Annotated in this window: 13 protein-coding genes; all 13 read left to right on the plus strand. The window is 42.6% G+C overall.

Annotated elements, in window-relative coordinates:
• Positions 1-77: 77 nt before the first annotated feature.
• On the plus strand, positions 78-1037 hold the full coding sequence (locus tag ACH6CZ_RS09460) for a LacI family DNA-binding transcriptional regulator (RefSeq protein WP_374097183.1): 960 nt from the start codon (positions 78-80) through the stop codon (positions 1035-1037).
• Between the two features lie 145 nt (positions 1038-1182).
• Positions 1183-2490, plus strand: coding sequence for an ABC transporter substrate-binding protein (locus tag ACH6CZ_RS09465; RefSeq protein WP_374097184.1), 1308 nt, complete (start codon positions 1183-1185; stop codon positions 2488-2490).
• A 36-nt stretch (positions 2491-2526) separates the two neighbouring features.
• Complete coding sequence (locus tag ACH6CZ_RS09470; protein ID WP_374097185.1) at positions 2527-3468, plus strand: carbohydrate ABC transporter permease; 942 nt, start codon at positions 2527-2529, stop codon at positions 3466-3468.
• A gap of 4 nt (positions 3469-3472) precedes the next feature.
• On the plus strand, positions 3473-4309 hold the full coding sequence (locus ACH6CZ_RS09475; protein WP_374097186.1) for a carbohydrate ABC transporter permease: 837 nt from the start codon (positions 3473-3475) through the stop codon (positions 4307-4309).
• A 15-nt stretch (positions 4310-4324) separates the two neighbouring features.
• Entirely contained in the window at positions 4325-6610 is a 2286-nt protein-coding gene (locus ACH6CZ_RS09480) for a glycoside hydrolase family 32 protein (RefSeq protein WP_374097187.1), read from the plus strand.
• Complete coding sequence (locus ACH6CZ_RS09485; RefSeq protein WP_374097188.1) at positions 6531-8027, plus strand: glycoside hydrolase family 32 protein; 1497 nt, start codon at positions 6531-6533, stop codon at positions 8025-8027. Before ACH6CZ_RS09480 ends, ACH6CZ_RS09485 begins: the two co-directional genes overlap by 80 nt.
• Before the next feature lie 223 nt (positions 8028-8250).
• Positions 8251-9582 (plus strand): alkaline phosphatase, encoded by a 1332-nt coding sequence (locus ACH6CZ_RS09490; protein WP_374097189.1) that lies wholly within the window; start codon positions 8251-8253, stop codon positions 9580-9582.
• Positions 9583-9761: 179 nt separating this feature from the next.
• Entirely contained in the window at positions 9762-10508 is a 747-nt protein-coding gene (locus ACH6CZ_RS09495; RefSeq protein WP_374097190.1) for an REP-associated tyrosine transposase, read from the plus strand.
• 118 nt (positions 10509-10626) lie between these two features.
• The gene (galE, locus tag ACH6CZ_RS09500) at positions 10627-11610 is read left to right on the plus strand and encodes a UDP-glucose 4-epimerase GalE (RefSeq protein WP_374097191.1); all 984 of its coding nucleotides are present in this window, start codon (positions 10627-10629) and stop codon (positions 11608-11610) included.
• Between the two features lie 431 nt (positions 11611-12041).
• Entirely contained in the window at positions 12042-12455 is a 414-nt protein-coding gene (locus ACH6CZ_RS09505; protein WP_374097192.1) for a DUF4830 domain-containing protein, read from the plus strand.
• A gap of 60 nt (positions 12456-12515) precedes the next feature.
• Entirely contained in the window at positions 12516-13040 is a 525-nt protein-coding gene (locus ACH6CZ_RS09510; RefSeq protein ID WP_374097193.1) for a hypothetical protein, read from the plus strand.
• A 305-nt stretch (positions 13041-13345) separates the two neighbouring features.
• Positions 13346-13585, plus strand: a complete 240-nt coding sequence (locus ACH6CZ_RS09515; protein WP_374097194.1) for an immunoglobulin-like domain-containing protein — start codon at positions 13346-13348, stop codon at positions 13583-13585.
• 331 nt (positions 13586-13916) lie between these two features.
• Positions 13917-14984, plus strand: a complete 1068-nt coding sequence (locus ACH6CZ_RS09520) for a hypothetical protein (RefSeq protein ID WP_374097195.1) — start codon at positions 13917-13919, stop codon at positions 14982-14984.
• Positions 14985-15163 lie beyond the last annotated feature (179 nt).

The raw sequence follows: 15163 nt of genomic DNA on the forward strand, positions 1-15163 counted from the left end.
AACTTCGCTTTACCCTTTTTAAAAACTAATAGTGAAACGTTTCCACATGTGATATGATCTTGTGTGAGGTGATGGGGATGGCAACTATTAAAGATGTGGCAAAGCTTGCAGGTGTTGGACTTGGCACTGCTTCACGTGTGATTAATCAGTCCGGATATGTAAGTGAAGCAACGAGGAATAAGGTTGAAAAGGCGATTGAGCAGCTGGGGTATGTCCCAAATGAGACAGCCAGGGCTTTTGTGAGTCAGGATAGTAAGATTGTGGCGTTATTTCTGCCTTCGATTCATCATGCCTTCTTTTCAGAGCTTACGTATTTTATTGAAGATGAGCTGGACCAAAGGGGATATAAGATGATGCTTTGCAATTCCAGTAATCATATTGAGAAAGAATTAAGTTATATTAATATGTTGAAGCAGAATAAGGTGTCAGGCATTATTGGAATTTCTTATAATCAGATTGAACGTGAAGTGGATCATACAATGCCTATTGTGCTTGTGGATCGGCGGATTGAAAATATTCCTTATGTTTCGAGTGACAATTATGCAGGTGGAGAGCTGGCTTTGCACGTTTTGCGTGATGCAGGCTGCAAGCATGTTGCTTATCTTGGCACATATTCCAGGACCCTTAAGACAGAAGTTGAGAAAAGAAAGCAGGGTTTTGAAGATGCAGCAGCTGCCTCGGATATTACTTGTACACACTATATTGAAGAAGATCCTATTGTAGATCAGACGGCTTTTTTAAAGAACTTTTTAACACATCGTGATACGGTGGACGGGGTGCTTGCAGAGAATGATTTGATGGCATATGAATTGCTGCAGCTTGCATCGGAGCAGGGAATTCGGGTGCCTGAACAGCTGTCAATTATAGGATTTGATGGGATTCAGGTATATGCTGCACAACAACTCTCTACGATCAGACAGCCGGTGGAATCGATCGGCAGAAGTCTAGTGGAACTTCTGATCAGGCGGATTAATGGAAAGACGGTTCATCCAGTTATCCATCCGGTTACTTTTGTTAAAGGACACACAACAAAATAAAAGAAAAAAGCATTGACAATAATGAAGAGAGTTTTATATACTAAAATTGAAAATGGAAACATTTCCACAACAGATTTCACCGGGGCTTTGCCCTTTATTTTTTAACTCATATGGAAGCGTTTCCACAAAAAGAGGAGGAGTCATGATGAAAAAAGCAGTTGGTCTTTTAACGGTTTCTGCACTGGTCTGTTTTAGTTCTGCTTGTTCGAGTAATGCCAATGGAGATGTTGAGTCAGAAAACGGTACTAAGGAATTGACAGTCTGGGTTCATGTGCCGGCTGATGAGCCGGAAGGAGAGAACTATGATCAGCGGGCTAAGGAGTTTGAAGAGGCTAATGAAGGCGTTAAAGTCAATGTAGAGCATATTGTGAAAACCGGTGAAGGAAGCGGTTATAATGACAGGCTGAATGCAGCAATCACAACCGGTGATCTTCCGGACATCATTACACTTGAAAGCGTGTATACCGCTTCTTATGCAGATTCAGATATCCTTTTGCCGCTTGAAGACCATCTGGATCAATCAGTGATTGACTCTTACCTTGATACGATTGTGGATGCAGGAAGCGCGAATGATCATTTATACGCACTGCAGTCCTTTGATCTTTCATCACCTGTATTTTTTAACGCTGACATTTTTGAAGAAGCAGGTATTGAGGTGCCGGCTGACGAAAACGGAAACTGGACGCTTGATCAGGCATGGACCTATGATGAATTCCTCAGTAATGCAAAAAAATTGAGAGATCATATGGGTCAGGAACCGGTTCATATGTTCCCGGATAACAGTGGCTGGCAAATGTATGCACACTCTCCGCTGATTTTTTCCAATGATGCAGAGCTTGTTGGAGAAAACGGGCTTGATACAGAAGGGTATCTGAACAGTGAGAATACACTTAAGGCACTGACGCTGATTGAAACACTGTTTGATGAAGGAATCGTAGCACCGGTTGTAAGGGAAAATGCATTTGCACTTGGTCAGGCAGCGATCAGTTTTGAAGGATCGTGGATGGTTGATGTGTTTTCGAATGAATATCCGGACCTGAACTGGTCATTGATGCCATATCCTTACGGCAAAGAAGGTCATCAGTCTGCTCCTCATGGCAGCTGGTATGTCGCAGCAACACAGTCAACGGAGCATCCGGAGCTTGCAGCTGAATTGGTTGCTCACTTAACTAATAAAGAAAGTGCCCAAGTTATGGAAGAGGCGGCCGGTCTGATTCCGGGACATAAAGAACTGCTTGACAGTTCAGCATTATACAGTGATTACCCAAGAAAGCTGATGCTTGATCAGCTTGTCAATACTGCACATGTAAAGCCTAAATCCCCAATTTTCCCGGTGCTTGAAGATGTACTCGGTGATATTGTAGAGGGCATTGCGCTTGATAGCGGATCTGTCGAAGAGCTGGTAGATGATGCGATTGCAAAGGCTGACAGAGAAGCAGAAAGATTCAGATAAACTTTAATATAATCAGGCAGCAGAAAGGAGTATTCGATGGAAAAAGTTAGAGAATTAAATCAACACTTGCCACTTATGCTTGGGAAAGTGAAAGAGAGGCTTACTCAGCATCATTCGATTAAGTTTTTATTCAGTACTCAGATGTTATTTCTGCTGCCTGCTTTCTTATTAATTGGCATCTTCGTGGTCTATCCACTTATCCTGGCAGTCGGTTATTCATTTACAGATTATTATCTGTTGAAGCCTGACGATATTTCGTTTGTCGGCTTCAGCAATTATGCAGAATTAGCAAATGATAAATTTGCGATTCAATCATTTTTTAATACAACTAAATATGTGATATATATTGTCCCGCTTCAGGTGGCAATTTCACTGTTTTTAGCGATTCTAATTGCGAAAAAGACGAAAACCAATACATTTTTCCGGACCGTTTTCTTTTCGCCTTATATTTTATCTATCATTGTTGTCGCGCTGCTCTGGAAAAACATTCTTGATCCGAATACAGGGATTGTCAATATGTTTCTTTCCGAACTTGGATTTGCCAGACAGGCGTTCTTTTCAGATCCGGAGCTGGCACTTCCTGCAATTTCATTTATTATTCTCTGGCAGGGAATCAGTTTTCAGATGCTGATCCTCATGGCGGCGCTTCAGGATATTCCGTCTTCCTTATATGAAGCTGCATCGATAGAAGGCGCTAATGCCTGGCAAAAGTTCAGATTTGTTACAGTACCAAGTATTAAAGGTCAGCTCATATTTGTATTAATCGTTGTCACCACAGGAACATTCAAAATTATTGTTGAACCACTGGTACTCACAAACGGCGGACCTCAGGGAAGCACATCGAGTATTCTTCTTTATATGTTCGAACAGGGAACCAGATATCGTCAAATCGGGTATGCAAGTGCGATCACTGTCATCTTTGCGCTCATTTTAATTGTGATTGCTTTCGCCCAGAGCAAGCTTGTGAAGGAGGATTAACCAGATGAAAACCTTCATCAGATTAGCAAAGCTCTTACTGCTCATGACATTTACTGTACTTTTTGTTTTTCCGACTGTGTGGATGTTTGTTAACAGTACAAAGTCTGTTGCTGATATCACAAACGAGATGGGAACGATTCAAAGCTTTATTCCCCATTTCTCGAATATCGGCTCATGGCTTGATCCTTATAAAGAAATGTTTGGCCGCTTTCAGTTCTCTGTTCATTTCTTAAACAGTGTATTTTATAGTTTTGTCATTGTTTTTGGCAGCCTGTTAGTGAATTCGCTGGCTGGATATGCTCTTGCCATGTTCAATGTGCCGTTCAAAAAATGGATCACAGGTCTGCTGCTGATCCTGATCATTTTTCCGTTCCAATCCGTTTTAATTCAGATCTTTATCATTATTAATGATATGAACCTTGTGAACACTGTGTGGGGGCTTGCTTTGCCCCATATCGGAAGTGCTTTTAATATTTTTCTATTCATGGTGTTCTTTAAAAAGATTCCTAAAGAGCTGAGAGAATCTGCTTTTATGGATGGCGCATCTGAATGGCAGGTCTTTACGAGAATTGCAGTACCTATTTCAAAGCCTATTTTTATGACGGTGGGAATTTTAGTATTTGTCGGTTCATGGAATGATTATGTCTGGCCTTTAATGATCTTCACAGAAACAGATAAATATCCGTTAGCTGTTGCGGTTAATATTATGAACGAAACCAAGCCAGTATATCTGAATCAGGTGATGGCCGGCCTTACCATTACAACCATCCCAATCCTGCTTGTCTATATTTTCGGTCAAAAATACATTATGCCGCAAAATTCATCGTCCGGCATTAAGTGATAAAGAGGTGGCATGATGGCATTGATCTACAGTCTTACATTTAATGAAGGAAATGGTAGCCAGGTGACAGAAAATGTCCGGAGCAGCATACTTGATGTTCATTACATCTTTAATCAGGCAGTGTATAAAGAAAATTGTGCACCCAGGTGGACAGGATCAGAAAAACGGGGATATTCACTTGATTTTGACGGCTACTCTACATTTATTGAAGATGAACCGGTGCAGCCGGGAGATACATTTACACTGTCAGCTCTTATTGCGCCACGATGTTTTGAGGCTTGTCATGGCGGAGTATCAACTGCCATTATGGATCAGCTGGACAGAGAGCTCAATCGCGGATTTTCACTCAGCCTCTATCAGCACGGGGAAGTCCAGTTTGAAATCGGCGACGGGAAGAAGATTCATCAGTTCCGTACAGAACATCAACTGGAACTTTTCCGTAAATCACTGATCACAGCCGTTTATGATCATCAGCAGGTCAGGCTCTATATCAACGGCTCTCTCGCGTGCAGTGCATTGCTTCAGCATTCTTTTGTATCATCAGCATGCACACTGTCGATTGGTCGAAACAGATATCCATTTTCAATTGGCCCCTATTTTAAAGGTGGTATGTTCTCTGGTCTGATAGATGAGATCCGGATCGATCAGGCGGCATTAACGGGTGAAGAGGTGCTGGATGAATTCAACAGCCTGACAAATAGGTTCACAGTGAGTCAACAGGAAGTTGATCTGGATGAAACCAGACTGCTGGATGATCCGCACCGCCCAAAATATCACGCAATACCGCCACAGCACTGGATGAATGAGCCACATGCCCCATTTTACTTTAACGGGAAGTATCATCTGTTCTATCAGAAAAATGCTTCAGGACCATACTTCTCGAACCTTCACTGGGGCCATTGGACAAGTGATGACATGGTTTTCTGGAAGAATGAAAAAACTGCTTTATTTCCAATAAGAGGATCACTGACGCCATCAGGGGTCTGGTCAGGCTCAGCGGTCATTGGCCCGGATCATCTTCCTTACCTGTTCTATACGGCAGCTGATTTCTCTAAAACCTATAATCAGGGCGTTGGAATAGCAACACCCGCAGATCCTGATGACCCTCATCTTTCAGAATGGAAAATGCATGATCAGATCGCGATCAGTCAGACTGAGCGTCAGGGGATTAAAGCCCAATTCCGTGATCCATTTGTCTGGAAGGATTCAAAAGAAAATCTCTGGTATTTGATTATCGGCGGAGGGATTATGGATAAGGGTCCGACAGCCTGGGCCTATACTTCTGAAAACTGTGTTGACTGGTCTTTTAAAGGAGAGTTTTTCACTGTTGATATTGAGCGCTTTCCAAGTCTGGGTACAAATTGGGAGCTGCCTGTTTTTTTACCGTTAACTGATGCTGATGGAAAGACAAAACACATTCTGATTTTTATGAGTTACTTTGATCATGAGTCTCATGAACACGTAGATACTTACTATTATATTGGTGAATTCGACCGGGACAGTGTCAGGTTCATTCCTGATCATGAAGAACCTCGTCTGATGGATTATGGTCGCTTCAAATTCAGTGGCCCGAGCGGCTTTGTTGATCCAGTGACAGGGAAATCAATCGTTTTTTCAATTCTGCAGGGTGATCGTAGTGAAAAAGAAGAATACGATGCCGGATGGGCTCATAACGCAGGACTTCCTATAGAGCTTTCTCATGAAGAAGGTGATCTGAGAATCAAGCCTCTGCAAGCACTGACTTCTCTTAGAAAAGAGAAGCTGCTGGATCTCACTCATACCAGTATCAAAGATGTCAATCGGCTTTTACGACCTCTCTGCGAAAAGATGCTCGAGGTTATCATCGAATTTTCAGAAACAGATCAGCCTGTTGGTCTTATGATGAAGAAAAGTAAAGACGGAAGGGAAAAAACAAGTTTGATTTATCAGCCTGCTGCACAGCAGGTATGGCTGGATCGGACTGAAAGCTCACTGAATCGTCAGGGCGACCTTCAGGGAGGAAGGCTTGATATAAATGGAAATCCCTTTTTACACGTATATATCGACCATTCTGCAATTGAATGTTATCTCAATCAGCGGCAGATGATTTCAAGCAGAGCCTATCCTGCTCTAAAGAATAGTGATCACCTGTCTATCATTGGTCCAGAGCATACAATGATTAAATCTATTAAAATCTATCAGCTGACGTCTATTTGGCAGCATGGAGAAATGAGTGATCAACATGGTAATGAACACAAAATCAATGAATACTTCATACAGGCACAATTATCATCTAATGCCGTCTCAGGGCTGGATGAATGACCCCAACGGTTTTTCATTGTTTAACCAGGAGTACCATCTATTCTATCAGCACTATCCATATGCAACTGAATGGGGACCGATGCATTGGGGTCATGCTACCAGCAAAGATTTAATCCGCTGGAATCATAAAGCCATTGCCCTCAAACCAGATCAGCCCTACGACCGGAATGGTGTGTTTTCTGGATCAGGTATGACAGTGGGGAATGAGCATTGGTTATACTATACCGGTCACACAGACACACATCTCAACCAGTTGTATGACGAACACTATCAAAAGAAGCAGCATGCCACCCCATTCCCGGATGAACCGTTAATCAGACAGGTGCAATGCCTGGCTATTTCTAAAGATGGAGTCAACTATGAAAAGTTTCACGGTAATCCAGTGATCTCTTCAGAAGAGATACCGGAGGACATCCGATTAGAAGACTTCAGAGATCCGAAAGTGTGGTCTCATGAACAATCGTTTTACATGGCAGTAGGCGCAAAAACGATCGGTCTCACTGGCACTGTGCTATTTTACACATCCAAAAACGGAGTAAACTGGAACTACTTAAACCGTCTTGAGCTTGGTCCGGACTACGGTACAGTATGGGAATGTCCTGATTTATTCGAACTTGACGGAAAGCATGTTCTATTGTTTTCACCCCAGGATAAGGTCAGGAAGGGTAACCAGTTTGAAAATGTCCATTCAACAATGGCACTTATTGGAGAATTTGATTATAACACCGGTTACTTTACTATAGAGACAGAACAGGAGCTTGATCAGGGCTTTGATTTTTATGCCCCTCAGACCACTCTGACAGCAGAAAATAAAAGAGTAATGATTGCATGGATGAATATGTGGGACATCAACTATCCACTGCATGCACATGATCACGGCTGGAACGGTTCAATGACGCTTCCGAGAGAACTATCTATTACAGATGGCAGAATGATACAAAAGCCCTATCATTTAATCGAAAACCATCAGCGCCATCTAGTTGAAAAACAACGATTTTTTATCAAAGAACATTATAGAAATCCCGCATTCTATGGCAACTCTCAACGCTTGGATATCCGGTTAAATATGCAGTACAGCTCACAATTTTCCATCAGCTTCTTTAAAGGAAAAAACGAAAAGCTTATACTCACACTCGACAAACAGCATCACCAGATCACCCTAAACCGGAAACAATCTCAATACCCAATTGAAAGCCTGGTCAGCAAAAATGATTTTATCAGGAGTATGACAATCGATCTGACAAAACCTGTCCAACTCTCTGTCTTCCTGGACGTATCCTCAATAGAAATCTTTATCAACCAGGGTGAACACACAATCACCTCTCTTTTCTTTACAAAAGAGCAGGGAAATGAAGTAACATTTTACTCAGAAGGCGAAACCTGCATTGAGGAAATGAAAAAGTGGGAAATTATGTAAATTTCCATTATTTGGAACGGAGTTGAAGTGTCATATCATAACACTTCAACTTCGTCCAGGCAGTGCACATTATACCAAAACTTCACTCCTTAAAATATCACATATAATTCCAATAAAAAGTATGATAGTTTTATTTTTTCCATCATTTACAATCCTGTAACGCCCTATTTACATTCCTCTGATAACCTTCTCTCCGTAAGCTATTTTGAAGGGAGACAGGCATATGTTGAAGAAGACAGCTTTACTTGCGCTTTCAGGAGGACTTGTTTTATCAGGGATTGCGATTGGCACTCAGGATGGGGAGTCGACTGCTTCCGGCAAACCGGACTGGGCTGGTCAGGGGAATGGAAAAGTACATAATGTCATTTATATGATTCCGGATGGTTACAATGCGAGTTATGCAACGAACTATCGCTGGTTTAAAGGGGAAGAGTCTTCTTTTGATCCTCTTGTAAAAGGGCTGATGCAGACGTATTCAGCGGATACTGAGGTAACGGATTCTGCTGCAGCGGGAACTGCGATGGCGACTGGTGTGAAAACGAATAATGGCATGGTCGGTGTCACGCCGGATGGTGAGCAGGTGGATTCAATTTTAGATGCGGCTGAAGTGGCCGGAAAGTCAACTGGGCTTGTGGCGACGTCAACAATCACACACGCAACACCGGCTGTATTTGGCTCAAGCGTTGAGTCGCGCGGTGATCAAGCACTGATTGCACCGCAGTATTTTGAAAATGATGTGGACGTGATCCTTGGAGGCGGGCGCGATTACTTCCTGCCGGCATCAGATGGCGGAAAGCAGCCTGAGCTGAACCTGATTGAATCAGCAGAATCAGACGGCTATGAGTATGTAACTAATTTAGAAGAACTCACTTCAGCTAAAAGCGGTAAATTACTCGGACTGTTTGCTGATGATGCAATGGCACCTGAACTTGAGCGCGGGGAAACTGATCAGCCGAGTCTTGCAGACATGACAGGTGCAGCGATCGACGCGCTTGAGCAGGATAAAGACGGATTTTTCCTCATGGTCGAAGGATCCCAGATTGACTGGGCCGGCCACGCACATGATGCAACATGGGCAATGAACGACACGAAGGCATTTGACGAAGCTGTAGCAGCAGCAATTGAGTATGCGAAAAAAGACAAAAACACACTTGTTGTCGTTGCAGGTGACCACGAAACAGGCGGTATGTCAGTCGGCTCAAATGGTGTGTATGACCTGAACATCGATGTCCTTCACGATGTGAAAGCAACCGGTAACAAAATGGCTGCAGAACTGAACGAAGACCGTTCAAATGCAGCTGAAGTGTTAAAAGAATACGCTGATATAGAACTGACTGAAGAAGAAGCAGCTGTCATCGCAGAAGCTGACAACGCAACAATGACCATCAATGAAATCATCAGCGACCGCGCCATGGTCGGCTGGACAACCTCAGCTCACACAGGTGTTGACGTCCCGGTCTACGCATACGGCGCCCAGGCGCACAAATTCTCAGGTCTTTTAGATAATACAGACCTACCGAAGCTGATGGGTGAAGTGATGAAGATTGAGTTTTAGGGATAGGGGAGAGCGAAGTCTGGGTCTGACCCAGACTTCGCTCCATCCCCAAATTGATCCCTAAATATAATGATCGGAATAATTTGACTTTATAGATATTACGCGTCATATTATCTATGAGAGAACAAGGGTCTGACCCAGACTTCACTCACTACTATTCCCCGAAAGGAGCTTCCCCCATGCCAAGACAGCCCCGTCAGAAGAGTCGAAGCGGTATTTATCATGTTACGGTCAGAGGCAACAATCACCAGCTGATTTTTTATGAAGATGCTGACCGCTATTTTTTGTTGAAAAAGATCTTGAAAGTGAAGGATGAATGTGGTTTTGATGTGTATGCCTGGTGCCTGATGGATAATCATATTCATTTGGTTGTTCGGGAGAAGAATATATCGATCTCGAAAATCATGCAGCGTATTAATGGCAGCTACAGCATTTATATGAACAAGAAGCATAACGGTAGCGGCCACATTTACCAGGGAAGGTTTTACAGCGATCCGGTTAATACGATTTCAAAGCTTCATAACGTCATCAGATACATTCACCAAAACCCCGTCAGAAGCCACATGACCTCTCATCCAGCTGGTTATAAATGGAGCAGTTGCCGCGCGTACTACAAGCAACGTGCTTTATACCCCAGACTCACCGACACAAAAGGTGTACTCAAATACTTCTCTCCAGATCCACAAAAAGCCATTCGACAATTTGCTGAATACACAGAGACAGTCTACGATTTACCTCAGAAAAAAATCAGCGTAAAACCCGTCCTCACTGACACACAGGCACTTGCCCTCATCCAGGAGCACTACCCGTCAATTAATATCTCTCAAATCAAACACCTTCCAGTACAAGAAAGAAACCAGATCATACATGAGTTGAAAAACCAGTTTAATGCTGGACAACTAGCAAGGGTTATAGGGTGCCGATGACGATCGTGTGGAAGGTTTGAGAGCGAAGTCTGGGTCAGACCCAGACTTCGCTCGCTCTCCAATCCACTCGTCCCAGCCCACCCAATATGGTAAATTATAAAAAAAGGAGGTCATCACCATGTCCATTTTAATTACTGGAGGCGCCGGCTATATCGGGTCTCATACAGTCAGGCATTTTATTGATCATCATGAGGATGTAGTTGTTGTTGATAATCTGCAGAGCGGGCACAGGGAGTCGGTTAGTGCAGAACATTTTTATGAGATTGATCTTAGAGATCAAGTGGCTTTAGATAAGGTTTTCAAAACGCATCAGGTCGAAGCTGTGATCCATTTTGCTGCAAATTCATTAGTGGGTGAAAGTATGGAAAAGCCATACGAATACTATCACAATAATGTGTTTGGGATGATGTGTCTGTTAGAAGTGATGAAAAATAACCATGTTAAAAAAATCGTATTTTCTTCAACGGCTGCTACCTATGGGGAGCCGAAAAGCATTCCGATTTTAGAAAGCGATGAGACGAGCCCGGAGAATACATATGGTGAAACGAAGTTAGCGATGGAAAAAATGATGAAGTGGTTTGACCGTGGCTACGGGATTAAATACGTGTCGCTGAGATATTTCAACGCTGCTGGGGCACACGAAAGCGGGGAGATCGGTGAGGATCATGATCCGGAAACGCACCTGATTCCTTTGATTTTACAGGTGCCGCTTGGCAAACGTGATCAGATATATATGTTTGGCGATGATTACCCGACAGAGGACGGAACCTGTGTGAGGGATTACATTCACGTAATGGATTTGGCATCTGCCCATCATTTAGCGCTTGAATATTTGAGAAAAGATCAGCCGAGCGACGTATTTAACCTTGGAAATGGGAACGGCTACTCAGTTAAGCAGGTCATTGATGTCGCCAAAAAAGTAACGAACCACCCTATCCCGGCTGAAGTGAAAGAGAGAAGAGCGGGTGATCCGGCAGTGTTAATTGCATCATCTGATAAAGCAAAAAGCGTGCTGGGGTGGCAGCCTCAGTTTGATACGCTTGAGAAGATTATCGCTGATGCGTGGCAGTGGCATCAGAGACGGCCTGGTGGGTATGAGTGAGTGAAGTCTGGGTCAGACCCAGACTTCGCTCTAGAAAACATACATAAGAACCTATCATGATCGAAAAATACTGGATCCTTATCCTGCATATGATTTTCATCATCTTTTTCAGCTTCCTGCTATATATAGAAGTTTCAATATACTCACTCCTGCCTCCAGATGAAGGTGGATTGAGCTTTTGGACAAGCTTTAAAGAAATTTGGTGGCGGTCGATTTGGTTTTATATTGTTTTAGTTTTTTTGTTTCACTATGTTATTTTTTGATCAGGCGCCAGTGATGGCGAAGTTTGAGACAGATCCAGACTTCACCGCCCATCTTAATATGGAACTTTTTCCTTTTTCTAACGTCTATTTAACAATAGGTGAGAAAATGGAAAAGATTCCTTTTTATTTCTTGACCTAATGCTCATCTTCACAGAAAAGAGGTGCACAATGAAAAAAGCATGGAAACCGCTGATTTTCACATTACTGCTCGCTGGCTGCACAGAAGCGGCAACACCTGAACCGATCAATGAGGACCACAAAGCATATTTGTCCGAAAAAGGATGGACGCCATCAGAGCAGCTGTCTATGGAAACAGAGGAAATCTATCTGTATCCCGAACTGCTTGAACAGCTGCAGGGGTACGGACTTGACCTGGCTGAATATAACCAGAACGGGACAGAAGCGGATACTTATACTTATTTGCTTGAAGAAGAGCAGACAACCGGAGATCAAATCCGGGTAGTCATTTATGAAATTGACGGAGAACTGATTGGCGGTTACGGTGTACTGGAAGAATGGACGCCGGGCGGATTTTCTCTTGATGAGAAGAGCCGGTTGGTGGAGGATGGGGTTGTGGAGTAGTGACTGAAGTATGGGTCTGACCCAGACTTCAGTCACTACAGCAGAGAGGAGGTAACATCAGTGGCAAAAACGAAAAAACCTGAATGGTGGACAGTCGTGTTTGTTGTATTATTGTGTTTCAGCGTTGGTATTCATCTGATGCAGGCAGAACAGCAGCGGCAGGCGGCAGAGGATGTTTTGGGGAACATTGAAGGCAGTGTCGCGATTGTGGCAGATATGATGCAAAATGAGGATTCGATGGAAGATGCGGATGAAACCGTGAATGATGCGGAGCAAATTCTTATAGAGGCGATTGGTCAGATGAGAGCGCTTGGTCAATTTATGCCTGACCAGTATTCGATCGACAATGATCCTGCAAAAGCACTTCAGGAGCTTGATCGCTACTTTGTTTTATACATAAATGAAAGCCGGACACAGGAAAACTTTGATGCGTTAAAAGATTTGAGTCTTGTTTATTCTATCTATTTAAAAGCAGAAAATATGAAAGACGCAGAGGCTTTTTCTCAATTGTATCAGGATATGCAGAGTCAGATTCGCGAAGAGGGGTACCTGTCCGGGACGGATTTTGAAGAGGTATCATGGTAAAGACAGTGAAGTTCTGAAGGTCGGGACAGATCTTGCTCGGCCACATACGATTAAAGTATAGGGAGGCAAGGACATGAAAAATAGCAAACACTTTATATTATCATTGCAATCCTGATCTTTCTCTTTGCTGTGTACTGGTTATTACTTACACTGGCTGATGACCTGGAACCTTCACCAAATCAAACAGTTAATATAATAGAAGGAATCAACATGTCTGTAAAGGATAGTACGGTGACTTCGACTGGACTGACTGTTGTGATAGAAAACATGACTGATAAGAGCTGGGGTACGGTGCAGATTATGCGTTGGAAGTAAATAAAGACGGTAAATGGTATCAGGCTTATCAGGTTTATAAAGATGCAAATGCATTTGATGCGATCGCATATGACCTGGCTCCAAACGAGTCTAGTGAGTGGGAAGTTGAGTGGGAAGGTTTTTATGGTGAGTTGAAAGAAGGGGAATATCGTATTGTTAAAAGTGTAAGTATTGCTGGAGATGAGGGGGGCGAAAGACAGATGATGGCTACAGAGTTTGTAATTGAATGAGAAGTAGGTCTAGTACAGGTCGTGAGCCACATGTGATTTACGTGCGGTTTACGGCTTTTTTGTTGCATTTCAGCGAATTTGCGTGCGTCTCAGGAGATGTATGTTGCATTTCGTTTTGTCGACCATCCTCACCTGTCATCTAAGCAGCATTTCCAAAGCAAAATCCCCACTAAAAATAAATCCCAAAAAACTTCCTCTTTTTTTTCGAATATGTTGTAACTATTACAGTAATGTTACGTCTACTTACTTGAGACGTCTTATTAGTAACATTTTATAGTTATGGTTTTATTTATCAAAAATACATCATGAGAATTTACAGGAGGAATTTAAGATGAAAAAGTACATAATGGTGATGACAGCAGCGATGGCGCTTGCGGCATGTTCGGATGAAGAGGCAAAACAGTCTAATGAGGTTAAGAATGAAACTGGAGAAGCTGGTGAGGTTCAGGCAGCTGAAAAGGAGGAAACGCCTGCTGTAACTGAAGCAGGACCGGCATCTTCACCTTTTGAATCTGAGTGGTATAAAAATTTAACAGCTGATGAAACGGTTGTATTTGAAGAAGTGGTTGATTTTAATAAAGATGGCATAGATGAATTGGTACTTGGCACTGGCACTCATTTAGCCGTAGGAGTTTTTGATGAGGAAGCAGATCAGTGGAGATCTGCGTATGAAGTTGAAGCTGTGGCAACTGGTTTCAGTGGAGTGATGGGAAATGAAACGGTCGGTCAGATGGCAGCGGTCGAAACGGCATATGAAGGGGATAATGAAACTGATAACAGTTCTTTAAGACTGCTTCGATATACTGAGCGCGGAAATGGTTTTGAAGTGATTGAGGCTTATAGATATGAAGGAATTGACTCAGGTGAGAGTTCATTGGAATATCAAACGACTGAAGGTGAATTATCCGTTTTGTTTGAAGACGAATCTATAAATGACGAGGTTCTGTCGCTCCAGGAAGATCAACTTGTCCTTGATGAAAGTGTGTTCAATTTATTTAACGGACTTCCTTTAACTGATGATCCTGCGTTCACTGCTTTATTCTCATCTTATTTCGAATCAGGTGTGGTGCCTGGTGATTCGGTTGATACTGTCTTTGAAAAAGCAGGGGAAGGCGAAGTTGGATATTTCGCCGGCAGCCCGATGCTGAACTATGAGGAATTCATTCTTTTACACCGCAAAGATACAAAGTTAATTAAAAAAGTGATGCTGATGGGTAATGGGAATGTAACAGTAGAAGATCTGGAAGCAGCAACAGGTCAGGACATTGAGATCAAAGAGGTCGAAACACAAATTCTTGGTGACCTGTATACAGCGAACTTCACTTTTGATGATGTGGATTATTATGCTGAGTTCAAAAGTATGGATGGCGAGTTGTTTTTTGTGATGGCTGGTCAATGAGGTTGAGTGGAAAAAAGTTCGGGGCATAGCGCAGTAAGGGTCTGACCCTTACTGCATGAAAAATAATTTTCCATTAAATTATAAAAATGGGTTTAATTTATCAAAAAATGGTGTTAATATTACATTTATATTACTAATATTTCTTTTGTGAAATATTTTTGGGTATAATTACATGTTTA

Origin of the sequence: Jeotgalibacillus sp. JSM ZJ347, assembly GCF_044383825.1 — a bacterium.
GTDB lineage: Bacteria > Bacillota > Bacilli > Bacillales > Jeotgalibacillaceae > Jeotgalibacillus.

Bases quoted from the DNA above. Each gene is read 5' to 3' on its own strand.
- ACH6CZ_RS09485 (WP_374097188.1), top strand. From the start codon at position 6,531: ATGGTAATGAACACAAAATCAATGAATACTTCATACAGGCACAATTAT.
- ACH6CZ_RS09505 (WP_374097192.1), top strand. From the start codon at position 12,042: ATGAAAAAAGCATGGAAACCGCTGATTTTCACATTACTGCTCGCTGGC.
- ACH6CZ_RS09465 (WP_374097184.1), top strand. From the start codon at position 1,183: ATGAAAAAAGCAGTTGGTCTTTTAACGGTTTCTGCACTGGTCTGTTTT.
- ACH6CZ_RS09490 (WP_374097189.1), top strand. From the start codon at position 8,251: ATGTTGAAGAAGACAGCTTTACTTGCGCTTTCAGGAGGACTTGTTTTA.
- ACH6CZ_RS09475 (WP_374097186.1), top strand. From the start codon at position 3,473: ATGAAAACCTTCATCAGATTAGCAAAGCTCTTACTGCTCATGACATTT.
- ACH6CZ_RS09460 (WP_374097183.1), top strand. From the start codon at position 78: ATGGCAACTATTAAAGATGTGGCAAAGCTTGCAGGTGTTGGACTTGGC.
- ACH6CZ_RS09495 (WP_374097190.1), top strand. From the start codon at position 9,762: ATGCCAAGACAGCCCCGTCAGAAGAGTCGAAGCGGTATTTATCATGTT.
- ACH6CZ_RS09520 (WP_374097195.1), top strand. From the start codon at position 13,917: ATGAAAAAGTACATAATGGTGATGACAGCAGCGATGGCGCTTGCGGCA.
- galE (WP_374097191.1), top strand. From the start codon at position 10,627: ATGTCCATTTTAATTACTGGAGGCGCCGGCTATATCGGGTCTCATACA.
- ACH6CZ_RS09470 (WP_374097185.1), top strand. From the start codon at position 2,527: ATGGAAAAAGTTAGAGAATTAAATCAACACTTGCCACTTATGCTTGGG.
- ACH6CZ_RS09480 (WP_374097187.1), top strand. From the start codon at position 4,325: ATGGCATTGATCTACAGTCTTACATTTAATGAAGGAAATGGTAGCCAG.